The following is a 25,703-nucleotide window of genomic DNA, read 5'->3' as shown; positions in this document are numbered from 1 at the left end:
TTTTCCTCTTTTAAATGGTATTAGCTTGATGATAGAAAACCTATACACGTGGGCCTCTGCGACCGATGATCATAAAAACCACAGCCAAAATCAGCCCTGCTACAAACAGAATCCATGCGATACTTACTGCGGTACCAGCAATTCCTGTAAAGCCTAGGACACCAGCTATGAGTGCGATAATAAGGAACGTAACTGCCTACCTTATCATAATAAACCTCCTTTATTATGTGACTAAAATAAATGAGAAACACTATACTGATCTGTGTCCTACACTACGTTCATTATAGTATATGCACCATACTAGCGCCTTTCGACTTAAAAAATATTAATTAATGCTCTAACCGATATTCCACACCTGTTTTAAAAATAAAAATGCCCCTGAGACAGCTAAAAAATTAATTAAAGCTGTGTTTAAACTGACAATAGATTACGCGCTAATTATTGCTGATAAAAAACAACTCGCTGAAACAGTTGATAAGTTATCAAAAGAAGCAATAGTCGCATTGATTAAAGCAATGCACTAGCAGATGACTAACGCATTGACGAATATGATTGGGCTAACTCCAAACTGTCGTGGCTGAGCGAAATCGGCCACCATTTCGTAAATTTTTAGCTCATATTGGGGCGTTTGCGAGTTAGTTTTCTAAAGCGGAAAGGCACAAAGCGAGATAGAAAATATTATTAGTAGGCCCTAAACGAATGACAATAAAGACTATTTCACTACATTGAGCTTTTGAAAGAAATAGTGATATTATCCCCATTTACTGATAAACAAAGAGGCAATACTTTGACCCCATTATTAGAGCGTGATGTCCATCTATTTGATCTTGATAATACTTTATATCATCCTGAAAATGCCATTTTAGAGCAAATAGCTCCTAGAATGCGTAGCTTTATTAGTAATGAGCTAGCTATCTCCATTGAAGAATCTAATGTGCTGTGTAACAGCTATTATCAACGTTATGGTGGTACGATAAGAGGGATTCAATTACATTATCCAAGTGTCGATCTTAATAAGTTTTCTGAGTTCTCTCATCAGGTTAATTTAGATAAGGTTGAAAAAGCAACAAAGCTTAAAGACGCATTACATGCATTTAAAAAATCACGTTATGTGTTTACCAACTCGCCACTGCCTTATGCGACAAGAGTCTTAAAACATATTGATTTATATGACTGTTTTGATGGTATTTTTAGTGTCGAGCTGACCGGTTACAAAATGAAGCCTGATCCACATGCATTTAATACCATTTGCCAACACTTTGGTTTTGAAGCCTCTGATGCTGCTTTTTACGATGACCAGATATCAAATATTTCCACCGCAAAAGCCTTAGGAATGCGTACTATTTTAGTTAACAGAAGTGATATTGATAAACACGATGCCTGTTATAAAACGGAAGACCTACCTAGTTTTGTAGAATCATTAATAAAGTGATTTTCCATAGTGCCACATATTATCATTGCTGCGGCTGAGTCATTTTGGTCATGTTTTAGTCAGTTTCTGGCATACTTTGAAAGCGTCAGTGACTCAACCTTCTAAATCGGAATGGGGCATAGCGCCTTAGATTTTTGTTCTTTAATATCAATTTGAACAAGACAATACAAAATGAAAGACCTAGCCCGAATGGCATGTAAGCACTTCATTTTTCTAAATCCATTGGTCAATCACTCATTGTGATAAACAGAAGCCCCTTATTTTTGATGAAATGGTTGAGTTTTACAATCATTTTTTAACTCAGGCTGCAATTTAACAGTGACAAGGAGTGAATCTTTTAAAAGGTGCTTTACTAAAAGAGAGTCTAGTGCGTAGAAAGGTATTTTATTGGGCTGTTAAGTACCAAAAAGCAATATAATACATTGCTTTTTGGTCTTTTAAAGGTCAACTGCTTGCTCGTTCACAAAGCTTAAAACCGATATTAATTTGTTTAGCATCACTCTGCTCTTTATCCAATAATCTTTCCAGTAATAGATTGGCTGCTTCTTTACCCATGTTCACGTAGTCAAGCTCGATACTGGTCAGTGTCGGTACACATTGCTGACTGAGTATTGAACCATCTAGACATGTTATAGCAATATCTTGCGGAATTTTAAGAACACGTCGTTGGCATTCAAACAACACGCCTGTTGCAATCTCTTCATTAGTGCAGATAACAGCATCTAGCGTACTCTCCCGCAATAATAATTTAGCGAGCCCTTCACTGCCTAATTTTATATCAGTAAGATCATTGGCTATTAAAAAATGATCTGGAGATAAGTAATTTTCCAGCATAGCTGACTGCCAACCACCTAGTTGCTTACGTAAAATATTTTGTCCGTTTTGGAAACCGACAAAAGCAATATTCTGATAACCTTTTTTAATTAAATAATTCGTCATCTCTTTGCTTGCCTGATAATGATCAATACCAATATTTAAATCAAAGGAAAGATCATTTATTTCAGCCACTTCAAGCATAGTAAGCTGAGCGTTTTTAATCATTTTTGTCGATTGGGCAGATCGCTCGCTACCGAAAAGCACGATGGCAGAGGGGTTGCTTGCTAATAAAGGAGAAAGTAACTGCTCTTCTTGTGAAATTGAATAATTGCTGTAACCCAATATTAGTTGGTGACCTGCCTGATTGAGTATATTTTGAAATGGGGGGATAAATTGAGAACACATTTTATCAACTAAAGAGGGAAGGATCACCGCAATCGAGTTACTTTTCCCAGAGGCTAATGCACCTGCGGCACGATTAGGTATATAACCTAATTCATCAATAACTTGCTGTATTTTATCCCTTAGTTTATCGGAAACCTGATCGGGCATTCTTAATACCCTAGATACCGTCATCGTTCCTACGCCTGCTGCTTTTGCTACATCTGCTAATGTTACACGTCCTGTCCCGCGACGTTTACGAGTCACTTCCATAAAATGTCCTGAATATTATTTTTAATAGTGTGGCGTTATAAGCTGCCATTTTAAATTTTATGATTTCTCTGTTGCAGACCATCTGAGGGTAGCATTATAACCTTTTTTATTCTCTTCTAAATGGGAAGTTTGTATGCCGTTAATAAAAAATGATACGTAAATCACACATTTGATAGCGCTATCAGATAGCGCTATCAAATGTGATTTTAGTCACAAAACGAATCTATAATAGGTTTAAAGTTACGCCATTAATCAACCACAGCTTAACAACAGGAGCATAAAAACATGCTTAAAAAACTGCTTACAGAAGACGTTATAAGTATTTATGAAAGCGCTGAAAACTGGCAGCAGGCTATTAAGTTTGCATGTCAACCGCTGCTTGATAACGGCGCGATAGAGCCAAGTTATGTAGATGCGATTTTTAAGTGCCATCAGGAAATCGGTCCTTATTATGTTATTGGTCCTGGCATTGCGATGCCTCATGCAAGACCGGAAGACGGTGTTAATAGACTGTCTTTAGGTTTAACGGTTATTAAAAATGGCGTTAACTTTAATAATGAAGAGAACGATCCGGTAAAGCTGTTAGTGACGCTCGCGGCGACAGACAGTGACAGTCACGTTATAGCCATTCAGCAGTTGATGGAATTATTTATGAACGAAGAGCATATCGAAGCAATCTGCAATGCATCAAATGTTGCTGAAATTCGCAGTATTATAGAGCAGTATTAATCAGTTTCTTGTCAATAATGACAGATTAGTTAACAACACTAAGTTAAAAACAATAGAGGTATAAATTATGAACATTTTAGTTGTATGTGGGAATGGTCTTGGTACAAGTTTAATGATGGAAATAACCATTAAATCGATTCTTAAAGAGTTAGAAGTAAAAGCAGATGTTGACCATGTCGATTTGGGATCGGCCAAAGGAACAGTTTGTGATATTTTTGTCGGTACTAAAGATATTACTGAACAGCTGGTTGCACAAAATGTTGGTGGCAAGATTGTCACCCTTGATAATATGGTTGATAAATTAGCAATGAAAGAACGACTATCCGCTGCACTGCAAGAACTTGGCGCATTATAGGAGAAGGTTATGGAATTTTTAAATTTTTTAATGGATGATGTTTTGTCCAACCCGGCAATACTGGTTGGTTTGATAGCGTTAATTGGTTTAGTTGCGCAGCGGAAATCAATAACAGATTGTATTAAGGGTACCGTAAAAACCATATTGGGTTTTGTTATTTTAGGTGCTGGTGCAGGCTTAGTTGTCAATTCATTAGGTGATTTTGCGGTTATCTTCCAGTATGCATTCGATATTACTGGTGTCGTGCCCAATAATGAAGCGATCGTATCAATAGCCCAGGAAGCATTCGGTAAAGAGATGGCCATGATCATGTTATTTGCTATGATCGTTAACATTTTAATTGCCCGTTTTACGCCATGGAAATTCATCTTTTTAACCGGGCATCACACCCTGTTTATGTCGATGATGGTCGCTGCCATTCTATCTACTAGTGGCATGTCAGGTGTTCCTTTGGTCGCTTCAGGTTCGATTCTTGTTGGTTCGTTAATGGTATTTTTTCCTGCAATTGGACATAAATACATGAAACAGGTAACCGGCTCTAATGATGTGGCAATTGGTCACTTTTCAACATTATCTTATGTGTTGGCTGGTTTTATCGGCAGTAAATTTGGTAATAAAGCGCATTCGACTGAAGATATGGATGTTCCTAAGGGCTTGTTATTCTTACGTGATACACCAGTGGCAATCTCATTCACCATGTTTATTATCTTTATCATTACCTGTCTTTTTGCCGGCGGTGATTATGTTCGCGAAGTCAGCGGTGGTGACCACTGGTTTATGTTTTCATTAATGCAGTCAATCAGTTTTGCTGCGGGTGTATACGTCATCTTACAAGGTGTGCGAATGGTTATTTCTGAGATTGTACCTGCTTTTAAAGGTATTTCAGACAAACTTGTACCGAATGCTATTCCTGCTCTTGATTGCCCAGTCGTATTTCCTTACGCACCCAATGCTGTTTTAGTCGGTTTCTTATCAAGCTTTACAGCTGGTTTAGTCGGCATGGTCCTGCTTTATCTGATGGGACTGACGATGATCATTCCTGGGGTCGTACCGCACTTTTTTGTTGGTGCAGCAGCGGGTGTCTTCGGCAATGCAACTGGAGGACGACGCGGTGCTATATTAGGTGCATTTGCATCAGGTTTGTTAATTACTTTCTTACCGGTATTCTTATTGCCTGTGTTAGGTAATTTAGGGTTTGAAAACACCACCTTTAGTGATGCAGACTTTGGTGTTGTCGGTATTTTGCTTGGGCTTATAGTCAATTAATTATGCTTTTCTAAGCATAGGGAGCAGGTCTTGTCTTTTTCATAAAAAACAAGATCTGTCTCATTGTTTATCGCACATTTAAAATCAACAATATGAATAAAGACAAAGTATTAATATTCTTATTTAACAAATTGTTAAAAGGTTAATATCATGGTTTCTAAATTAGATGAATTACGTAAATTAACGACCGTTGTCGCTGACACCGGGGATATCGAAGCAATTCAAAAATATACACCTCAAGATGCTACCACTAACCCTTCACTTATCTTAAAGGCTGCTCAAATTATTGAATATGCACCTTTAATTGACAGTGCAATTCAGTATGCAAAAGCACAAAGTGGCGATCCCAAGCAGCAGGTGCAAGATGCCTGTGACATGTTAGCGGTTAATATTGGCAAAGAAATTTTAAATATTGTACCGGGACGTATTTCAACTGAAGTTGATGCCCGTTTATCTTATAACACCGAAGCAAGCCTTATTAAGGCGCGTCAGTTGATAAAAATGTATAATGAGGCTGGAATCAGTAACGATCGCATTCTCATTAAACTGGCATCAACCTGGCAGGGTATTAGAGCTGCTGAGATACTCGAAAAAGAGGGTATAAATTGTAATTTGACTCTTTTATTTTCTTTTGCTCAGGCACGTGCCTGTGCTGAAGCGGGGGTGTTTTTAATTTCTCCGTTTGTCGGCCGAATTATGGATTGGCATAAAGCAAACGAAGGGCGTGACTTTACCCCAGAGACGGATCCGGGTGTGCTGTCTGTTTCAAAAATATATAACTTCTACAAAGCAAACGATTATAAAACAGTTGTTATGGGTGCAAGCTTCAGAAATATTGGTGAGATCTTAGCGCTTGCCGGCTGTGACCGACTAACAATCAGCCCTGAATTATTACAGCAATTAGCAGATTCTGAGGGTGAGGTGGTTAGAAAATTATCGCCAGCGGCAACTTCAGTCACCCCGTTGACTTTTCAGGCACCATTAACCCATGCTGAGTTCCTATGGGAGCATAATCAGGATCCTATGGCGGTTGATAAACTAGCCGAAGGTATCCGTAATTTTGCAATTGATCAGGATAAGCTGGAAAAAATGATTGCAGATCGTCTTTAATTTTTCCATCTAGGTTAATAAATAGCCCTTTCTCTATTTACCGTGGAACTTCTATGAAAAATAAACGATTCGCTCATACGATTCGTGGACTCAGTATAGATACCGTACAAAAAGCCAATTCAGGTCACCCCGGAGCGCCAATGGGGATGGCTGATATAGCCAAAGTCCTTTGGCGTGATTTCTTAAAACATAACCCAACTAACCCGCAATAGGCGATCGTGACCGTTTTATTCTCTCTAACGGCCACGGATCAATGCTGATTTACTCGCTGCTGCATTTAACCGGTTACGATCTTTCAATTAACGATCTTAAATCGTTCCGTCAACTGCATTCTAAAACACCTGGACATCTGGAATATGGTTACGCACCGGGTATCGAAACAACAACAGGCCCGTTAGGTCAAGGTCTGACTAATGCGGTGGGTATGGCGATTGCTGAAAAATCATTAGTAGCACAATTTAACCGTCCGGCACACGATATCGTGGATCATTTTACTTATACTTTCTTAGGTGATGGTTGTTTAATGGAAGCGATCTCACATCAAGTTTCCTCATTAGTGGGCACCTTAGGACTCGGAAAACTGATTGTATTCTGGGATGACAACGGAATTTCAATCGATGGTAACGTTGATGGTTGATTTACGGATGATACACCGGCACGCTTTAAAGCATACGGCTGGCATGTAATTTCCGTTGATGGTCATAACAGCGCCGAGATTAAAGCGGCGATTATCGAAGCTCAAGCTGAAACGGCTAAACCAACCATGATTTGTTGTAAAACCATTATCGGTTTTGGTGCGCCGACCAAACAGGGTATACAGGGCTGTCACGGTGCGCCAATTGGTGGCGACGAAATCATCGCAACCCGTAAAGCATTAGTTTGGAACTATGGCGACTTTGAAATTCCTGAGGATATCTATGCCGGTTGGGATAATAAAGAGCAGGGGCAAGCCCTTGAACAATCATAGGATGAACCGTTTGCCAAATATGCAAGCGCGTACCCTGAATTAGCCGCTGAATATAAGCGTCGTATCAATGGCGACATGCCAAGCGACTGGGAAGTTAAATCAACACAGTATATCGAGGATATTACAAGCGAATCAGGCGAATATTGCAACCCATAAAGCATCACAAAACTGTATCGAAGCATTTGGCACAAGCTTTTTAATTTTTATGGAATATGCACGTAACGGTTTACGTATGTCGGCATTAATGAAACAGCGAGCGATTCAAGTATTCACCCATGACTCAATCGGTCTGGGCGAAGATGGGCCCACTCAGCACCCACTGAACAGTTATTTAAAATGTTTTTTTTCACCTTAGAAAACGGGGTTGAGTCCGCTTTAGCTTTATAATCTGAGTCTTTACCTTCCGTTTTTATTACGTTATATTACAGCAAAATTAGATTCAAATAATAAGTGCATAACTTGAATAGGTAGAAAAAGCGGTCAGCTGACTATGTGCTAATCGCTTTTTCTCCGGCAAGAGATGAAACAGTGAAAATAGATAAACAACTGACCTATGATCAACGATGCCAGTTTTTGCACTAAATAAAACAGGTCAGAGTCAAAATAAAATAGCAAAGCAACTTAATGTAAGCCAATCGACGATCAGTTAAAAGCTCTGGCGTAATACAGGCCAACGCAGTTCTCGTATTAAATAAGCTCATAAATTAGCAGAAAAACGTCGATTAGAAGCTTCTAAAGCAATTAAAATGATGATGTGTCTCATTGAATTAATCGACTCTAAAATTAAGGGGAAATGGGGTCCCGAGCAGATTTTAGGTTGGATCCATGAAAATACTCTCTTTAATATTAGCCATGAAACTATTTACCAAATAGAAAGCACAATAGACATTTATTGTGAACAGCTCAAACTTAACTGTCGTTGGCAGTTCAAGTTAGAAACATTATTTTATATTTATTCACAATATATTTGAGGTTTACATGGATAATGCGCTCCAATTAGAGCTGAATGCCGAAAGAGAAAAAAACAAGTTATTGTTAAATATTGTGAACAGTATTCCAGAGCCCATTATGGCCAAAAATTGGGAGGGCAACTTTATTTTCGCAAATAAAGGTATCGCTGAACTTTATAGCACCTCTCCAGAGGAGATGATTGGAAAAGAAGACTCCTTTTTTACAGGCAATAAAGAACAAGGTCAGTTTTTTAAAGAAAACGCCCAGTCTATTATGCGACGCTTTGAGACTGAAATGGTCTACGAAGATTCTACTAATGCAAGGACAGCGGAGATTCGCCATTACCACTCCTTAAAAATCCCTTTTAAAAACAACAATGATGAACTAAATATTGTCATGTTTGCAAAAGATATTACTGAAATCACCGCGCTTAAAAATACAGCAGAAGCCAATGCCAAGCGTTTGGGACATGTATTAGAGGTCTCCGGTGAGGGGATGTGGGATTGGAATATACAAACCAATGAGGTGTTTCAGAATCAAAAATGGGCAGACATCACCGGCGTTAAACATTCAAAGAGATCGTTTTCAGAGTTTCAGGATTGTCTTGTTGAAGAAGATAAAAAATATGTCCTTACCTCTCTTCAGGCGCTAATCGAAAAAAAAATTCCTTATGATATTGAGTACAGATTTAGGCGCCCTGACGGTAAAGTGATATGGATTTGGGATAGAGGGCAGGTTCTTGAGTATGATGATCAGGGCAAGCCGAAGTTATTGGTTGGGATCATGCAGGATATTACAGAGAAAAAATTCAACCAGTCTGAAATCGAGTTAATGGCCTTTTATGATACTTTAACCATGCTTCCCAACCGTGCACTATTGAATGATAGGTTAAACCTTGCGATTGAGCATAGCAAACGTTTTGAAAAATATGGTGCAGTGCTGTTTCTCGATTTAGATAACTTTAAAATCTTAAATGACTCTTATGGACACCAAGCGGGTGATGATTTATTAGTGATCGTAGCACAACGTATTCAATCGGTTATACGTAAGGATGATACTGTTGCTCGATTTGGCGGCGATGAATTTGTGATTGTGCTTAATGAACTGGATTCTGAGCCGGTCAAAGCGGCCATTAAGGCGCAACGTCTTGCTCAGAGCATTTGTCATTCAATCAAGCAAAAAATTAATATAAAAATAAGCAATATGGCTGCCGATATTGATTACTTCATTACCGCAAGTGTTGGTATTACTATTTTCTATGGCCAGAGCAAAGTGCCCTCTGAACTACTTCAGCTTGCGGATCTGGCATTGTATCAGGCTAAGAAAAATGGCCGTGATGATTCTGCTATGTTTGACCCTGTGATGCAGGAAAAATTAGATTACAGCACTTGCTTAGATAAAGAGTTACGTCAGTCTTTGAAACAAAAAGATTTTGTGCTGTATTACCAACCCCAATACGATGCGAAGCAAAACCTAGTGTCTGCCGAGGCTTTAATTCGCTGGAATCATCCAGAATTAGGGCTGGTCAACCCGGGTGATTTTATCAAAGTGGCCGAAGAGTCCAACTTGATATTACCGATTGGTGATTGGGTATTAAGCGAAGCATGTCAGCAATTAAAAAAATGGCAATCTGATCCACAATACCAGCACTTGTCCTTATCCGTTAATATCAGCGCTAAACAGATTTGGCAGAAAGATTTTGTGGCGGGTATAAAAAGGATTGTTTCTGATTCTGATATTAACGTGTCTAAATTAAAATTAGAAATTACAGAATCTATTTTATTAAGAGACATAAATGGAACGGCAGAAAAACTTAATGATCTGGTCGCGTTTGGATTAACCTTTTCTTTAGATGATTTTGGAACAGGATATTCATCGTTGGGCTATTTAAAAAACTTACCCATTGATGAACTTAAAATTGACCAATCCTTTATTCGTGACCTATTTGATAATAAAATGGATTTAATTATGGTCAAATCGATCATCGATTTGGGTAAAAACTTTGGTATTAATGTTGTTGCTGAAGGGGTCGAGACTGAGGCTCATTTTGAAATTCTTAAGGAGTTTGGTTGCAAAATTTATCAAGGGTATTATTTCAGCCGTCCTGTTCCTGTTTCAGAGTTTGTCACTCTGATTTGAAATTTAAGTACTTTTTCCTTTATTGAATTTCAGTTTGAAAATGAACCAAGTTATCAAATAAATATTAATGTAAACAACAATCATCTGCAGCATAGCTAACTATATATCCTTAACCTTTTAGAATGAGTGTAGGAAAAATAAAAGCGACTTACCAAAAACATCAATTTGAACAGGGTATTTTATCTTAAATTGCAATTAAAAAGGGAAGCGTAATACCTATTACCTGATCATTAGATTGCTCATCAACCAATAAAACCGTACTTTTAGTCATTCTCCATCTGCCACAGGTAGAACAAAAATCTTGACACTTACAGTTAAGCGAAACCAAGTGTTCATGGTGAATTTTTTGTTATTGACTAATTCGTTTTATGACCTTGAATAAATCTCACTGAATGTTTTTTATTAAAGATAGCGATTAAAATTGTTAACAGCTATGTATGAAACAGATAATCGCTTTTGTTGGCATTACAAAGCATGAGGAGTGACGTAGTAATTTCAAATAAGCCATTATGATTTGAGCGTTAATGTTTATTACTACGTGTTGCCTATTCATTTTGAGTAAAAAAAGAAAATCACTTTATCTACTTTTTAACTTCTGGTCGTTTGATATTTTTCCGTTGCAACGTGGTTAAGTGCGGCTTGTAACGCTTGCTCTCTATGTGTGTAATTATTAGCGTTTGCTATCAAATCCAAGATATGGAATTTTTTTAATTGTTCACGTGTTCCCCTATTTGGGCATAACAATAACACCTCACAATTAGAATCCTGTGCATCCTTTACCGCATTTTCCAGAGCAAGGCCCACGGTGACATCGATCATCGGCACATCGCTTAAATCTAATATCATCACTTGATAATCAGAAATACTGGCATGCTGGCGCGATATCGCTTTTGATACGCTAAATATCATTGGACCCGACAAGTAGAAAAATAACACTTTTCCACCGGCTTTATCTAATAGTACGCGCTCATGGTCCGTGAGAGGTACATCGTTTTCATCGGCATCACTGATCGCTTTAACTTTACGCGCTTGCTCTCTACTGAGTTTCTCTATGATGATAATATTAGAAATAAATACGCCAAGACCCACAGCAACAATCAGATCAACAAAAACAGTGAGTAACATAACGCCATACATTATAGCCATGCCTTGAATACTGACTTTGTGTGCGCGTTGGATAAAGCTCCAATCTAAAATATTTAAACCGACGTAAATGGCGATACCGGCTAATACTGCCATTGGAATTGGCTCGGTAAGCCCGCCTGCAACCAGTACTACCAACGCAAGTACCAAGGCGCGCACCATGCCTGAAACAGGTGAACGAGCACCCACATGAATGTTGGTTACTGTGCCCATTGTCGCGCCCGCGCCCGGTAATGCACCAAACAAACCTGAAATCATATTTGCAATCCCTTGACCACGCAGTTCTTTGTCAGAGTCATGCTCTTTACGTGTTAATGAATCACCAATAACGGCGGTTAGCAGAGTATCAATACAACCTAATGTCCCTAGTACCAATGCATCTAACACCATATTAGTAAACATATCTGCATTAAAGTGAGGCAGTACTAAAGAGGGTAACCCCGCGGGAATTTCACCTATGCGACGGATACTCTCGCTATCAAAGAAAAATACTGATAAAAGAGTAACAGCGACTAATGCAACCAGCTGAGCGGGTACATATTTTCTATATTTTTTAGGAAAGTAAAATAGTACTGCCAGAGTGAGTAAGCCTAAAAACAGCTCACTGAAATCCATGTTTACAAGTGTGTCAGGTATTGCCGATAGTGTGCCTATAACACCGCCTGCAGGGGCTGAATGCCCTAAGAGCGGGGATAATTGTAAGATAATTAAAATAACACCAATACCAGACATAAAACCTGAAATCACGCTATAGGGCATTAAAGTAACGTACTTTCCGAGTTTAAGTGTCCCTAGAATCACTTGAAAGGCACCAGCCATCATCACCACAGTAAATGACATCGCCATCCCTGTTTCGGGATATTTAGCCATCATGCTGGTTAATACTGCTGTCATGATCACCGTCATTGGGCCGGTTGGCTCAGAAATTAAGGTGGTTGAGCCTCCAAAAAGGGCGGCAAAAAAACCAACCATAATTGCGCCCCAAAGGCCCGCCTCTGCACCCGCGCCCGAGGCAACACCAAAGGCAAGTGCCAAGGGTAAAGAGATAATAGCAGTGGTGACACCACCAAAAATATCGCCCTTTAGATTGATATTTTCAAAACGATTTCCAAGCACGACATTATTCTCCAAATAAAAAACTGCATAAATAGGCTGCAGCATTCGTTATTATTTTTTAATCGTTAGACATCAGTTAATGATGAACAGTCAGTGATAGATTAGCATCAGCTAGTTGGATCATCTGTTGTTTAACCAATTGTTGATTTTCAGCAATAAAATTAATGTGCCCTAATTTCCTTTTTGCTTTAGGCGCTTTGTTATACCAATATAGTTTGCTGTTTTGGGTTAATGCATCAAAGGGGGGCTGCTTGGTGCCGATAAGGTTGAACATGCCAGTCACCGCTATCTGTTCTGTACTGCCTAGATTAAGTCCAGCTAAGGCCCTAATGTGATTTTCAAACTGGCAAGTAATACTGCCTAATTGAGTCCAGTGCCCACTGTTGTGAACGCGAGGAGCCAGTTCGTTAACCATCAGGCTATCGCCAACCACAAAAAACTCGATGGCCAGTATGCCGACATACTCTAATTGGTTGAGCAGGCTTTCCATATAATGTTGTGCCTGCAGCTTTACAGAGTCAGGAATATTAAGAGCGGGCGCGATTGAGTGTGTTAACATTCCCTGCTGATGATGATTCTCGGTGAGAGAGTAGTGCTTGATTTGGCCACTTTGGCTGCGCACTGAGATAAGTGATATCTCTTTATCAAATTCGATAAACTTTTCAATGATATAATCTTCAATTTGTAACTTATCAAACTGCACTGCATCAGAAGGGGTTTTAATCAGCCATTGGTTTTTGCCGTCGTAGCCTTCGGTGCATGATTTGGCCATAACGGGATAACCTAAAGTCTGAACCGCTTGCTTAGCACCGTTATTATAAAAATAAGGAGAAGTTGGAATAGCTAAGTCAGTTAATAACTGTTTTTCTTCACCTCGGTGTTGGCAAGCTTTTATCGCTGCAACACACGGATAAATAGGACAAAAATCAGCTAATGCTTGTAATAAAGCAAGGTCAACTTGCTCTTTTTCAACGCTAATACAATCAGGTTGACCTAGAGCTTGGTAAAGTTGTGCGATGGCTTTAGTGTCATAGCTGTTTGTGCTTTTTATTTTGTCAGGCGAATATTCTATGATGCCTAAGCCTTGTACACAGTCTCTGTTTTGGCTTTTATCATCGTGAATAAAGCTAAATTGAATGCCCAGAGGCAGCCCCGCGAGGGCCATCATACGAGAGAGCTGGCCACAACCGACAATGGCGATTCGCATTATTCCACCTCCCAAGCAATGCTCTCAGTTTGCTGCTGGCGCCATGCTTTTACTTTGCTTTGCAATTTTGAATCGTGGATTGCCAGAAACTGAGCCGCTAATAAGCCTGCATTAAATGCGCCCGCTTCGCCAATTGCTTGCGTCGCCACAGCAACACCTTTTGGCATCTGAACAATAGATAACAAACTATCCATGCCTTTGAGTGCTTTGCTTTGCACAGGAACGCCAATCACTGGAACACAAGTGAGTGCTGCTGTCATTCCAGGTAGGTGAGCTGCTCCACCTGCACCTGCGATGATCACGCTATAGTTATTTTCAGCTGACTTGGTGAACTCATATAATCGTTGTGGTGTTCGATGAGCAGATATCACCATCGCTTCAAAAGGGATACCAAACTCCTTAAGCAGGGTGGTTGCTTGGCGCAAGACAGGCCAGTCTGATTGAGAACCCATGATGATCGCGACTTTATGTTTATTCATTGTTATTACCCTATTATCCATTGTGTTATTACGCTGTGGTTTGGAATGTAAATCAGTACGTTAAAGGAGAAGTCGATCCCTAACGCTGACTTCTCGATATAAGTCAAAATGGTTGGTCAATCTTTAGATAAGGCGAGTATGACGAGAACCTTAGATAGATGAAAATAGATATTATCTAATTGCAATATAGATTATTATCTATTGTAGAGTGCATGGCCGATCCCAAGTGGTTGGAAAACACCAACGGGTTAGACAAACAACAGAGGAAGTATTATGCAATCACGTCTTCATGCCCATGTTGGCACAATGAGGCAGCTCGAAATTTTATTGGCGGTGCATGATAAAGGCAGTATTAATGAAGCTGCAAAAGCGCTTTTTTTAACTCAACCCACTGTTTCAATTCAGATGCGCAAACTCAGCGATGCGATTGGTGAGCCTTTGTATCAATTCATAAACCGTAAGTTGATTTTTACTGATGTTGGTTTAGAGCTAGTGAAAACTGCTGTAGAGGTGCTTGATAGTTTTGCTCGTTTAGATATGGCATTAGGATATATACGTAAGTTTAAATCTGGTACCTTGCGCTTGGCCGTGGTGACAACCTCCAAGTATTTTATTCCTCACCTTTTAGGGCCTTTTTGTGAGCAATTTCCCGATATAGATATCCAGTTAAATATTGGCAATAGGGAGAAAACGATTGAACGGATGAAACAAGGCGTGGATGATTTTTATGTATTTAGTCATCCGCCTCAGGATATTGATGCGCAAAGCCTAGAGTTGTTAGATAACCCTTTAGTGGCGATTGCCCATCAAGACCATCCTTTAGGTAAACAGGCGTCAATTAGTTTGGCAGATCTGTGTGAGGTGCCCTTTTTAATGCGGGAGAAAGGCTCAGGTACCCGTTACGCTATTGAGGCTTTGTTTAAACAGCATAAGTTACAACCGAATATAAAAATGACCATTGAAAGTAACGAGGCGATTAAACATGCCGTTATGTCTAAATTAGGGATCTCTATTATTTCTGCTCACACACTTACCTATGGTGGGCAAAGCGGATTAGTGCGCTTACCTGTAAAAGAGTTGCCAATAGATTCTCATTGGTTTTTTATGTGGTCAACATCTAAACGACCCACTTTAATCGCTTCTGCCTTTTTAAAACATATTGAATCGAACGGCAGGGAATTGCTGCAAGATGAACTTGATAAAAGTGGTCTGGGTTAATATTTACTCCTATAAAATAGCTGTATTAATGTGCGGAGGCATCTATCCTCTAACTCGTTCGGTTATAACAGCTGGCGCACTTTCGTGCTTTTTCCCCGATATGCTTATTGTCGCTATGAGTAAAAAACCTAGCCCATATCCCGCGAGTAAACCTCACCAGATTCCATGGTTTTTTTGTGTAAAATAGCAAAAATAGAGCTGAGATCTCCCCCAATAAGGCTAAAGAAAGAAAGCAGGGGGCATATCGAAAACCGGACAACACTAGCCAAAAAAAAACCAGTGAAAAACGCTTAAATCTATAACAAAAGACTGTAAAATATCGTATTAAAAGTTGATAGTTAACGGTCAGTGATTGATTTTTTAATATTACCAATCATGCTGTTAACTTAAATTGCGGTTAATAGAAAACATTCCACAACATAAAAAATGATGTAGATTTTTATAAATGCTTTAAATAAATACTTTAAATAAACACTTTTTTTTTGCACACTAGTGTGTGCAAAGTAGCGTTTAATAATAGGGTGAAATAGCCCGGTTTTCACTGCGTTCCAGTCAGGATCTGCAGGTTGAAAATGAGATAAAATTGATGAATGAGTCAACCAATCGAAAATCAGCAGCTTCCTCCACAATCAGGTGCTTATAGGTACGGATCCCAATGGCAGTTCGATGCATCGTATGGTTTGTGATGATGATCTTTGCGAGTTTACCCTCCCTCGCATTTGCCCAACCATTATACTCTGGAATTCACGTAAAGATTCTAAAAATAAGAAACAGCACTGGCGCTATAGTCTCCGTACTGTTCGAATCTGGGAGGGTTTCCCCAAAAACTTTTGCTCTTTGCAACTAATATTACCATCATCAAAATTGATGAGTCGCAGGCTATTTGCCACTTTACAGACATCCTGCCGGGTAAGTATGCAATGGCCGTCATTCATGATGAGAATACGAATGGCAAGCTGGATACCAACTTGATAGGTGTTCCCAAGGAAGGCTTTGGTTTTTCAAACAATGCCAAAGCATTACTGAGTGCTCCTTCATTTTCTGCCCCCAGCTTCGAATATAGTGGGTAGAATATAAAAATGAAGATGAGCCTAAGTTATTAAGCGCCCAGTGCATGAAAATTTCTACTTTAGCGCCTCAATTAATCACTATTATCAAGTGTTTCTTAGCCTAATAAGGACGCTCCAGCCGACAAAGAAACACACTAGTGATCTATTTGGCGATTCACTGCTTTACGCCAAACTATCACAACAACTTGGATGGGTTATTTTTTGATTATTGTGATGTTTATTTTACAGATTATTATGGTTTGATACCGACAGGATTAAATGAAAAATTAATACCCGATTACGACAATATGGGTCGAAATCAATAGATACAATAACATTGATCGGAATTAACCGATTTCAAAAAAGTATCGTAATCAGAGGCTTAAAATGTAATAGTAAAGGCGAATGATAAACCAAAAAATGAAATAAATTACACAACGCGAGTAAACTAATAGTGAACACATAGAGCCTATGGCAGCTTAGGAGGTCTGTACCTCAAAGTTCAATCTGCTGTATAATACGTCACTGTGAGTTATAAACTGTTATGATCTAAAGCGTTAAATTCTCATTCATAGAAGGAAATAAAATGACTGATATCAATATAGGAATAAATACTGAAGATAGAAATAAAATTGCTGAAGGACTAAAATGCCTTTTGGCCGATTCTTATACTTTGTATTTACAGACACACAACTTTCATTGGAATGTAAGCGGTCCACAATTCAGAGAGTTACACTTAATGTTTGAAGAGCAATACCTTGAATTAGCGGTTGCCGTAGATGATATAGCAGAGCGTATTCGTACGTTAGATGTCGCAGCGCCAGGTACATATAAAGAGTTTTCCAGACTCACTTCTATCGAAGAAGTTGATGGTGTTCCAAGTTCAGAAGTAATGCTTGATTTATTGACTAAGGGGCATGAGCAAGTTGTTAACACCTCTAGAAAAGTATTAAAGCTGGCACAATCAGGAGATGATGAGTCAACAATAGCATTAGTCTCAGACCGTATGCGAGTTCATGAAAAAACATCGTGGATGTTACGTGCTACTAGAAAATAACTGAACCCGAACATTAAGCATAAGGGCAGATCGTAAGAGCAACGAAACTACGATCTTATCCTTATTTGTTATGGTCTTAATATTAGCATTTTCCGCTAATATTAAGACCACCATTTTTTAAAATATTAGCCCGGGACTTATGTCTGGGGAATAGCTGGACACTCATCTAATTGACTCAATATTAATCTGCTTCTCTGTTTTTTCAGGCACTGTTTTGAATGATAAGGAGCTCATTATGAAGCAATTTCGTGCAACACAGATTTCCCTGATGAGGGTGTAAAAAGGGCTGTGATACGCCTTACTTTATGAATAACATCCCTGTTATTCACTTCTTCGACGCCAACTGAAGCTGTTCAAATTTATCCCCTAAAAATTTGTCATTGTATTTCTTGTTGTGTAGGTCGTGCTTTTTTATGCGGCAAGGATAAATGCAGCCGGCAAAGCTTTCAGACAATGGATGGTTAAACGCCTTTCGCCTTTCGCCTTTCGCCTTTCGCTTTTAACTTTTACTTTAACCTTTATTTTTAATATTGATTTTAATATTGATACCTGCGTTTATGCCATTATGTCTAATCACTACCATCTGATTTTTCATGTTAATAAATTAGAAAACAGAGAGTTAACCGATGAAGAAGTTTCTCTGCGTTGTAGCCGCCTTTATCCAATGCCAACATTAGTAAGCTAATGGCAAGCAGGGGGAGGATGATTCAAAGGGCAGTTATTAATAGTAAAAATAATCATCAATAGATGACGAAAAAAAATTATGGATATCTTCTGGTTGATTGCCTTGGCATTCACTTTGCGGGCCAGCTAAAACTGTTCCAATAATTTCCCTGAAAATGAGTGGGAGGGGCGCTTTAAATCGCAGACACTATTAGATGAACATACGCTACTTACCTGGATGGCTTACGTTGATTTAAACCCAGTACGTGCCAAAATGCCCTTCAGCATACAGCGCTCAGAATACACCTTCGCCCATAAACGCATTCACGGCACCGCAAAGTCAACACATGACCAAGGCACCCGAAAATGGCCCTATTAAACTTTTGTATGGTTTTTTGGGCGATGAGGCTCAGTAGACACCATAAGGCATTCCTTTGTCACTGATTGATTATCTGGAACTACTGGATTGGACGAGCAGAGTACGACGGAATAATAAGCGGGGTGCGGTATTAGCTGATGCAAAGGCGCTGACCATATATACCCATGATACTTCAAGATGCAAAGTCAGCAAGAAAAATTGTGCTGAGATGCCAGGCATAAAATTGAAGTCTCATTATTCTACATAGAGATTTTATAACAACGCAGATTGGCGCAATTTTCCTTGCCCTACGGGGCAGGGCAAGATTACGAATGTAAACTTTTATTTTGATTATTAATTGCTCTTTATTTTTACCTTTTATTTTTTTAATGTTAGCTGTATCTATATATCTGAATTTACAAAAGGATCACGTTGTAGATCAGTTTTGGTTATGATCATATACTTCTTTTTATCTTAAATAGAAACTAGATATGTCCCAAATAACCTTGATAAACCAGCTCTCAATCATCCGTGATACCCGACAACCGAGGAAAGTGCATCACAATTTAGTTGATGTTTTATTTTTGGCAATTACAGCCGTCATATCGGGCTGTGAGGGTTGGGAAGAAATACAAGATTTCGGCAACGATAAGTTAGATTGGCTGAGAAAGTATTTACCATTTTCAGGCGGAATACCTACGGACGACACAATTTCTCGTATTTTTCAGTTGATTGACCCAAAAGAATTTCAAAAGTGCTTTGCTACTTGGATGAAAAGTTGCTGTGAAATGAGTCATGGAGATGTCATTGTTATTGATGGAAAAACATTAAGAGGTTCATTTAATAAGAAAGATAAATCAGATACTATTCATATGGTTAGTGCTTTTGCAGCCGCTAATTCGGTTGTGTTAGGGCAAGTTAAGACAAATGCTAAGTCTAATGAAATTACAGCGATTCCTAAGTTATTAGATTTATTGGATGTACGTGGATGCCTCGTAACTATTGATGCAATGGGATGCCAAACTAAAATAGCTAAAAAAATCGTAGATAAAGGTGGTGATTATCTTTTTCCTGTTAAAGGTAACCAAGAACGATTACAAACAGCATTAGACGGTATATTTTCAATTGGCCGATTAGAGTTACCAGAAACAGAAGTCTATACGACTAAAAAAAAGGCAGGGTAAGGTGCTTCATGATTTCGCCCTGGCCCTTCCCACTGCTACAAGCTGCTCTCATTTCATTCAAAAGTTGTAAAATTAGATGTTAGATAGAACAATCATTAAAAATATTTCTTCCCTTTTTAGTATCCGTGTTGCGGCGTATATTGTCCCATTAATCACGCTACCTTATCTAGTTCGAGTACTAGAGCCAATAGGATATGGGACACTAGGCTTTAGTTTAGCGATTATTCAGTATTTTGTTATTGCAGTTAACTTTGGATTTGACTTGTCAGCGACACAAAAAATAGCACAAAGTCCAGATAATAAATTTAAAATAAGCACCATTTTTTGGAATGTTATAGCAGCAAGATTTCTTATGTCAGTTACAGGTTTATTTATACTATTTATACTTTCAAATATCGCTACTAGTATAGAGATAATATTACCTATACTGTTGTGTGCGTATTTGTCTGTGTTTGGGGCTGCTTTATTTCCACAGTGGTTGTTTCAAGGAAAAGAACAGTTAGGTACTATTTCAATAATCAGGATTGTACTCCAAGTAATAAGTGTTCCATTTTTATTTATCTTTGTAAAGCAAACAGATGATATTTGGGTTGCTGCATTAATCAGCTCAGTTCCATCGTTAATTATCGTAGTTTTTTCTTCATATTTGATTTTCAAAAGAAAATGGATTGTTTGGCAAACGCCTTCAATTAATCGCATTAGAGGAGAGTTGGCAGATGGTTGGCATTTGTTTTTGTCTACGGCAGCGATGAGTCTCTATACAACGAGCACAACAGTAATTTTAGGCATTATTGCAGGGCCTATAAGTGTAGCAGTTTATGTTTCTGCAAATAAATTGCTACAGGCAGCACAGGGCATATATTCACCAATATCTGTGTCTTTCTATCCTCGAATTAATAGTTTAATTAGTAAAAGTAAAGATGAAGCGTTAGCTATGATAAGATACTTAATGAAAATCCAAATCATATTAACTTGCTGCATTAGTGTTAGCTTATTTTTTTTTGCTCCTTTAGTCGTCGAATTGTTATTTGGTCAGGAATTCGAAAGAAGTGCTGTAGTACTAAGAATTATGAGTGTGTTACCTATTATAATAGGTCTTAGTAATATTTTTGGTATTCAAGTTCTTCTAACGCATGGGTATAAAAAAGAATTCTCAAAAATATTAATCTCTTCCGGTTTTTTTAGTTTGGTTACATTGGTACCTTTATGTTATTTATTGGATTCAGAGGGGGCTGCAATATCTGTTATCATCACTGAATCAATAGTCATGTTATTGATGTTACGCACTATAAATAAAAAAGAAATCCCCCTCTTTAAACCTTAATTTAGAATGTTTTGATAAATGAAATACGATTTTTTAATTGTAGGCTCAGGCCTTTTTGGTTCTGTGTGTGCACATGAATTAACAAAGCGGGGTAAAAAAGTACTCGTTTTAGAAAAGCGAAATCATATCGGTGGTAATATTTATACTGAAAACAATGATGGCATCCAAGTTCATAAGTATGGTGCGCACATATTTCATACAAACGATAAAGAAATTTGGGATTACGTAAATAGTTTTGTTGAATTTAATCGCTTTACAAACTCCCCATTGGCAAACTATAAAGGTGATTTATTTAATCTACCTTTTAATATGAATACGTTTTATCAACTATGGGGAACAAAAACTCCCGAAGAAGCAAAAGCTAAAATATCCGAACAACGTAAAGAAATGGATGGTAAAGAACCATCTAATTTAGAAGAACAAGCCATCTCTCTAGTTGGTAGGGATATTTACGAAAAACTGATAAAAGGTTATACAGAAAAGCAATGGGGTAGAGATTGCAAAGACTTGCCTGCTTTCATTATTCGACGATTGCCTGTCCGTTTTACCTATGACAATAATTATTTCTCTGATAATTATCAAGGTGTACCAGTAGGTGGTTATACGAAGTTAATTGAAAAAATGCTTGAAGAAGTCGAGGTTCGTTTAAATGTCGATTTCCTTAAAGATAAAGAATGTTATCAAGCTTTAGCTGATAATATAATTTATACGGGCCCAATTGATGAGTATTTCGCAAACAAGTTAGGGAAATTGGAGTATCGGTCTTTAAAGTTTAAAACTAAAACATTACAACAAGACAATTTCCAAGGCAATGCTGTTATAAATTATACCGAGCGTGACATTCCTTTCACACGTATTATAGAACATAAACATTTTGATCCAGTTGATACCAAACATACAGTAGTAACTGAAGAATATCCTTGTGAGTGGAAAGAAGGTGATGAACCTTATTACCCTATAAATGATGAAAGAAACATGGCACTGTTTAAAAAATATAGAGAGTTGTGTAAGGCTGAAAATATTATATTTGGTGGGCGCTTAGCGGAGTATAAATATTATGATATGCATCAAGTTATAAAGTCGGCTCTTAATCTTGTTAATAAAATTAAGGAAAATTGAGATGAAAAAAAAAGTATTTGTAATATGCCCTGGCAATATTGTGACTGGTGGGCCTGAGTTATTACATCAATTTGTTCAAGCATTAAATGTTTCAGGTGCTGATGCAAAAATAATATATTATCCATTTAAAAAAAAATTAGCACACCAAAACCATATGAAATTTATAATGTAAATATTGCAAGAATCGAAGATGCTCAAACTTTAGATGCGCATGTTGTTTTTCCTGAAGTTGCAACGGAAAAAATAAAATTATTTCCGAAAGCTAATGTTCATATATGGTGGTTGTCTGTCGATAATTATTTTCCCGCAAATCCAACAGGAAATGTTGGTAAACTAAAAAAAATAATCAAAAAAATTATAGGCCGGACAGTTACTGTGCAACCAGTAGAAAAACTGAGCAAATATAATCACTTGGTGCAAAGTTTTTATGCAATGGATTTTCTACTCAAATATGAAATCACTTCGTATTTACTTACTGATTACCTGAGTGATGAACACTTAAGCCAGATTGTAGATACCTCGAAAAAAGAAAATATAGTAGCTTATAATCCTAAAAAAGGCTTTGAGTTTACTGTGAAATTAATTGCATCTTTTAAAGATATAAAGTTTGTAGCAATTGAAAATATGACTTCTCTGCAGGTCTCTGAGTTACTGCAAATCAGTAAGATATATATTGATTTTGGTAATCATCCAGGCAAGGATAGGATCCCTAGAGAAGCAGCAATGGCTAAATGTGTATTAATTACAGGAAAAAAAGGGAGCGCCAATAATAATCACGATGTTGTCATTGATGAAACCTATAAAGTAGATGAAAATAATGCTCAAAGTGTTAATAAAACAGGCGTTTTGATCAATTCTATCCTAGGCGATTTTGATAAGCATAACTTGAACTTTGAAAGTTATAGAAGACAAATTTTACAGGAAAAAGATAACTTTCAAAAACAAGTACAATTATTCGTTAATAGAATTTAGGACATGTTGTAGGCTAGGGATAAATAATGAAGAGACTAAAATGAAGTCTTATTATCAATGTAAGTTTAATAACCCAGTTATATGTAATTTATGATTTTTACCAACTAGGGAAAGTACCATGGCTAAATCACGTAACGCCTATACAATGAACAGTTTATTAGTCTCCTGAAAAGGTTAAAACCATCGGCTTTAGCTATAATATCTTAATAGGTATTTGGTTAGGAGATGGGAATAAATTATTGATATGGTAGCCATACGGTTTTTAAGATTCAGTATCATTTTTTTTTGTTACTAAATATAGGTATCAAGTTTTAAAAAGTGATGTTGGGTTGAAGGTCAGAGAATTGATCAGGCAAACATGTAATTCTTTTGAAATTGAGATTTTAAAAGGAGTTGTTAGCAAAGATCACGTTCATCTTTTAGTTTCAGCTCCCCCTAATATGGCAACAAGTGAAATAATGAGAAGGGTGAAGTGGAGAGCCTCATGTAAACTATTTGAATGTTTCCCCGACTTAAAAAAGCGATACTGGGGGCGTCATTTTTGGTCTAGAAGATATTTTTGTGTCACACCTGGGGACAGGGCAAGATTACGAATGTAGACTTTTATTTTGACTATTAATTGCTCTTTATTTTTACCTTTTATTTTTTTAATGTTAGCTGTATCTATATATCTGAATTTACAAAAGGATCACGTTGTAGATCAGTTTTGGTTGTGATCATATACTTCTTTTTATCTTAAATAGAAACCAGATATGTCCCAAATAACCTTGATAAACCAGCTCTCAATCATCCGTGATACCCGACAACCGAGGAAAGTGCATCACAATTTAGTTGATGTTTTATTTTTGGCAATTACAGCCGTCATATCGGGCTGTGAGGGTTGGGAAGAAATACAAGATTTCGGCAACGATAAGTTAGATTGGCTGAGAAAGTATTTACCATTTTCAGGCGGAATACCTACGGACGACACAATTTCTCGTGTTTTTCAGTTGATTGACCCAAAAGAATTTCAAAAGTGCTTTGCTACTTGGATGAAAAGTTGCTGTGAAATGAGTCATGGAGATGTCATTGCTATTGATGGAAAAAGATTAAAAGAAAGATAAATCAGATACTATTCATATGGTTAGCGCTTTTGCAGCCGCTAATTCGGTTGTGTTAGGGCAAGTTAAGACAAATGCTAAGTCTAATGAAATTACAGCGATTCCCAAGTTATTAGATTTATTGGATGTACGTGGATGCCTCGTAACTATTGATGCAATGGGATGCCAAACTAAAATAGCTAAAAAAATCGTAGATAAAGGTGGTGATTATCTTTTGCCTGTTAAAGGTAACCAAGAACGATTACAAACAGCATTAGACGGTATATTTTCAATTGGCCGATTAGAGTTACCAGAAACAGAAGTCTATACGACTAAAGAAAAAGGCCATGGTCGAGAAGATAGCAGGATGTGTATGGTTGCAGATGCTAACGAAATTGGTGACTTAGTTTTTGAATGGCCAGGCTTAAAAACGCTTGGATATGTTGTCTCGTTTAGAACTGAGAAAGATATGCAAACAACTGTAGCCGTTAAGTTTTATATCAGTTCAGCAAAACTAGATGCGAAGTCCCTATTAGAGGCATCAAGAGCCCATTGGACTGTGGAAAATAACTTGCATTGGCAACTTGATATTTCTATGAATGAAGACTCATGTCGTATTCGCCAGCAGAATTCAACAGAAAATCTAGCAACTGTGCGACATACAAGCTTGAACTTATTAAAGAATGAAAAGTCTTTCGATGGTGGTATCAAGAGAAAGCATAAACAAGCAAATCGTAGTGATAGTTACCGAGAACGAGTTGTTTCAGGACTTTCGTTGTTATAAATGAAGGGTAATTTCAATCTATTTAGATTGATTATGTGAACTAAGTCGTTCGTAATTTCACCCTGCCCTACGGGGCGCAAGCTCGAAAACCAGCGCTGCGTTGCAGCAATCGAAAAGGGAATAACTATTTAAGATGTAAATGCTTGCATTTGCATCTACCGCTAGAGGATTAACGCAGTTAATCGCTGGAAAGGTCGTGTTGCGTCTTGCTCTGATCGAAGAGCTTGCGCCTGACAAAGCATCTGGAAGTAACATGGGTATACATACTATCGAATCTGTATTGTTTCTTAAATGAAACTGTTGCTTTTTCCCGTCAATTACAATTATGTCACCATGGGTCATTTCGCAACAACTTTTCATTCATTTTTCATCCATTTGGCAAAGCTTTTCGGAAACTCTTTAGGCTCAAATATTTGAAAAACGCTGAGCAGATTGAATACCCACTTCGAATGGTAAATACTGTCTGAACCAATCTAATTTATCATTACCAAAATCTTCTATCTCTTCCCTGCCAGACATAACTGCACCAATT

The 25,703-nt window shown here is 37.8% G+C and carries 18 protein-coding genes and 5 pseudogenes; 18 read left to right on the top strand and 5 right to left on the bottom strand.

Translation table 11 applies throughout. From position 1 onward, the window contains the following. Positions 1 to 40 precede the first annotated feature (40 nt). A pseudogene (locus PING_RS19985) lies at positions 41 to 196 on the bottom strand (DUF1328 domain-containing protein); the annotation flags it as partial. A 591-nt stretch (positions 197 to 787) separates the two neighbouring features. Between PING_RS19985 and PING_RS10665 the strand changes: the two are divergent. Beyond that, positions 788 to 1,432: a pyrimidine 5'-nucleotidase gene (locus PING_RS10665; RefSeq protein WP_011770372.1), complete on the top strand. Its 645-nt coding sequence runs from the start codon at positions 788 to 790 to the stop codon at positions 1,430 to 1,432. A 444-nt stretch (positions 1,433 to 1,876) separates the two neighbouring features. On the opposite strand, the gene PING_RS10660 is transcribed toward PING_RS10665, so the two are convergent. Further along, the gene (locus tag PING_RS10660) at positions 1,877 to 2,902 is read right to left on the bottom strand and encodes a LacI family DNA-binding transcriptional regulator (protein ID WP_011770371.1); all 1,026 of its coding nucleotides are present in this window, start codon (positions 2,900 to 2,902) and stop codon (positions 1,877 to 1,879) included. Between the two features lie 285 nt (positions 2,903 to 3,187). Between PING_RS10660 and PING_RS10655 the strand changes: the two genes are divergently transcribed. From PING_RS10655 to PING_RS19975, 6 genes and pseudogenes are all read left to right on the top strand, one after another. Continuing rightward, a complete protein-coding gene (locus PING_RS10655) occupies positions 3,188 to 3,631 on the top strand; it encodes a PTS sugar transporter subunit IIA (protein ID WP_011770370.1) in 444 nt (147 codons plus the stop codon). 67 nt (positions 3,632 to 3,698) lie between these two features. Further along, positions 3,699 to 3,986: a PTS sugar transporter subunit IIB gene (locus PING_RS10650; protein WP_011770369.1), complete on the top strand. Its 288-nt coding sequence runs from the start codon at positions 3,699 to 3,701 to the stop codon at positions 3,984 to 3,986. 9 nt (positions 3,987 to 3,995) lie between these two features. Next, positions 3,996 to 5,252: a PTS ascorbate transporter subunit IIC gene (locus PING_RS10645; RefSeq protein ID WP_011770368.1), complete on the top strand. Its 1,257-nt coding sequence runs from the start codon at positions 3,996 to 3,998 to the stop codon at positions 5,250 to 5,252. 150 nt (positions 5,253 to 5,402) lie between these two features. Next, complete coding sequence (gene tal / locus PING_RS10640; RefSeq protein ID WP_011770367.1) at positions 5,403 to 6,362, top strand: transaldolase; 960 nt, start codon at positions 5,403 to 5,405, stop codon at positions 6,360 to 6,362. Between the two features lie 53 nt (positions 6,363 to 6,415). Then, positions 6,416 to 7,681 (top strand): annotated as a pseudogene (locus PING_RS19980) (transketolase); the annotation flags it as partial. A 626-nt stretch (positions 7,682 to 8,307) separates the two neighbouring features. Next, a complete protein-coding gene (locus tag PING_RS19975) occupies positions 8,308 to 10,419 on the top strand; it encodes a sensor domain-containing protein (protein WP_011770366.1) in 2,112 nt (703 codons plus the stop codon). 588 nt (positions 10,420 to 11,007) lie between these two features. Here the strand turns inward: PING_RS19975 and PING_RS10615 are convergent. From PING_RS10615 to purE, 3 genes are read right to left on the bottom strand one after another with little or no spacing between them, the layout of a single operon-like run. Beyond that, entirely contained in the window at positions 11,008 to 12,723 is a 1,716-nt protein-coding gene (locus tag PING_RS10615) for a SulP family inorganic anion transporter (protein WP_011770365.1), read from the bottom strand. Positions 12,724 to 12,754: 31 nt separating this feature from the next. Beyond that, the gene (locus PING_RS10610; protein WP_011770364.1) at positions 12,755 to 13,885 is read right to left on the bottom strand and encodes a 5-(carboxyamino)imidazole ribonucleotide synthase; all 1,131 of its coding nucleotides are present in this window, start codon (positions 13,883 to 13,885) and stop codon (positions 12,755 to 12,757) included. After that, positions 13,885 to 14,364 carry a 5-(carboxyamino)imidazole ribonucleotide mutase gene (purE, locus tag PING_RS10605; protein ID WP_011770363.1) on the bottom strand — a complete coding sequence of 160 codons (480 nt, stop codon included), beginning with the start codon at positions 14,362 to 14,364 and terminating at the stop codon, positions 13,885 to 13,887. The genes PING_RS10610 and purE overlap by 1 nt, the downstream gene beginning before the upstream one ends. A 273-nt stretch (positions 14,365 to 14,637) precedes the next feature. On the opposite strand from purE, the gene PING_RS10600 reads away from it, so the two are divergent. The 11 genes and pseudogenes from PING_RS10600 to PING_RS10555 all read left to right on the top strand — a co-directional run bounded on the left by PING_RS10600 (position 14,638) and on the right by PING_RS10555 (position 25,171). Continuing rightward, complete coding sequence (locus PING_RS10600; RefSeq protein ID WP_011770362.1) at positions 14,638 to 15,582, top strand: LysR family transcriptional regulator; 945 nt, start codon at positions 14,638 to 14,640, stop codon at positions 15,580 to 15,582. Between the two features lie 830 nt (positions 15,583 to 16,412). After that, on the top strand, positions 16,413 to 16,652 hold the full coding sequence (locus tag PING_RS20985) for a DUF2141 domain-containing protein (protein ID WP_232279356.1): 240 nt from the start codon (positions 16,413 to 16,415) through the stop codon (positions 16,650 to 16,652). 565 nt (positions 16,653 to 17,217) lie between these two features. Beyond that, complete coding sequence (locus tag PING_RS10585) at positions 17,218 to 17,688, top strand: Dps family protein (RefSeq protein WP_011770361.1); 471 nt, start codon at positions 17,218 to 17,220, stop codon at positions 17,686 to 17,688. A 457-nt stretch (positions 17,689 to 18,145) separates the two neighbouring features. Next, positions 18,146 to 18,373 carry a hypothetical protein gene (locus PING_RS10580; RefSeq protein ID WP_041766382.1) on the top strand — a complete coding sequence of 76 codons (228 nt, stop codon included), beginning with the start codon at positions 18,146 to 18,148 and terminating at the stop codon, positions 18,371 to 18,373. 827 nt (positions 18,374 to 19,200) lie between these two features. Then, positions 19,201 to 19,884, top strand: a pseudogene (locus PING_RS10575) (ISAs1 family transposase); the annotation flags it as partial. 85 nt (positions 19,885 to 19,969) lie between these two features. Further along, positions 19,970 to 21,217 (top strand): flippase, encoded by a 1,248-nt coding sequence (locus PING_RS10570; RefSeq protein WP_011770358.1) that lies wholly within the window; start codon positions 19,970 to 19,972, stop codon positions 21,215 to 21,217. A gap of 18 nt (positions 21,218 to 21,235) precedes the next feature. Continuing rightward, the gene (gene glf / locus PING_RS10565) at positions 21,236 to 22,336 is read left to right on the top strand and encodes a UDP-galactopyranose mutase (protein WP_011770357.1); all 1,101 of its coding nucleotides are present in this window, start codon (positions 21,236 to 21,238) and stop codon (positions 22,334 to 22,336) included. A gap of 1 nt (position 22,337) precedes the next feature. Next, positions 22,338 to 22,508: a hypothetical protein gene (locus PING_RS20600; RefSeq protein ID WP_157035349.1), complete on the top strand. Its 171-nt coding sequence runs from the start codon at positions 22,338 to 22,340 to the stop codon at positions 22,506 to 22,508. 110 nt (positions 22,509 to 22,618) lie between these two features. Further along, entirely contained in the window at positions 22,619 to 23,308 is a 690-nt protein-coding gene (locus PING_RS10560) for a hypothetical protein (protein WP_049752971.1), read from the top strand. A gap of 267 nt (positions 23,309 to 23,575) precedes the next feature. Next, positions 23,576 to 23,883, top strand: a pseudogene (tnpA, locus tag PING_RS19970) (IS200/IS605 family transposase); the annotation flags it as partial. Positions 23,884 to 24,060: 177 nt separating this feature from the next. Next, positions 24,061 to 25,171 (top strand): annotated as a pseudogene (locus tag PING_RS10555) (ISAs1 family transposase). Positions 25,172 to 25,703: the final 532 nt, after the last annotated feature.

The sequence above is a fragment of the Psychromonas ingrahamii 37 genome (assembly GCF_000015285.1).
Lineage (GTDB): Bacteria > Pseudomonadota > Gammaproteobacteria > Enterobacterales > Psychromonadaceae > Psychromonas > Psychromonas ingrahamii.
Note: the sequence above shows the minus strand (reverse complement) of the source record. Positions and strands in the feature narration are given on the sequence as shown.

Coding starts and splice junctions, on each gene's coding strand:
- PING_RS10660 (WP_011770371.1), bottom strand. CDS start 2,902: ATGGAAGTGACTCGTAAACGTCGCGGGACAGGACGTGTAACATTAGCA.
- PING_RS10615 (WP_011770365.1), bottom strand. CDS start 12,723: ATGCTGCAGCCTATTTATGCAGTTTTTTATTTGGAGAATAATGTCGTG.
- PING_RS10650 (WP_011770369.1), top strand. CDS start 3,699: ATGAACATTTTAGTTGTATGTGGGAATGGTCTTGGTACAAGTTTAATG.
- tal (WP_011770367.1), top strand. CDS start 5,403: ATGGTTTCTAAATTAGATGAATTACGTAAATTAACGACCGTTGTCGCT.
- glf (WP_011770357.1), top strand. CDS start 21,236: ATGAAATACGATTTTTTAATTGTAGGCTCAGGCCTTTTTGGTTCTGTG.
- purE (WP_011770363.1), bottom strand. CDS start 14,364: ATGAATAAACATAAAGTCGCGATCATCATGGGTTCTCAATCAGACTGG.
- PING_RS10570 (WP_011770358.1), top strand. CDS start 19,970: ATGTTAGATAGAACAATCATTAAAAATATTTCTTCCCTTTTTAGTATC.
- PING_RS10600 (WP_011770362.1), top strand. CDS start 14,638: ATGCAATCACGTCTTCATGCCCATGTTGGCACAATGAGGCAGCTCGAA.
- PING_RS20600 (WP_157035349.1), top strand. CDS start 22,338: ATGAAAAAAAAAGTATTTGTAATATGCCCTGGCAATATTGTGACTGGT.
- PING_RS10580 (WP_041766382.1), top strand. CDS start 18,146: ATGGTTAAACGCCTTTCGCCTTTCGCCTTTCGCCTTTCGCTTTTAACT.
- PING_RS10610 (WP_011770364.1), bottom strand. CDS start 13,885: ATGCGAATCGCCATTGTCGGTTGTGGCCAGCTCTCTCGTATGATGGCC.
- PING_RS10585 (WP_011770361.1), top strand. CDS start 17,218: ATGACTGATATCAATATAGGAATAAATACTGAAGATAGAAATAAAATT.
- PING_RS10645 (WP_011770368.1), top strand. CDS start 3,996: ATGGAATTTTTAAATTTTTTAATGGATGATGTTTTGTCCAACCCGGCA.
- PING_RS10655 (WP_011770370.1), top strand. CDS start 3,188: ATGCTTAAAAAACTGCTTACAGAAGACGTTATAAGTATTTATGAAAGC.
- PING_RS19975 (WP_011770366.1), top strand. CDS start 8,308: ATGGATAATGCGCTCCAATTAGAGCTGAATGCCGAAAGAGAAAAAAAC.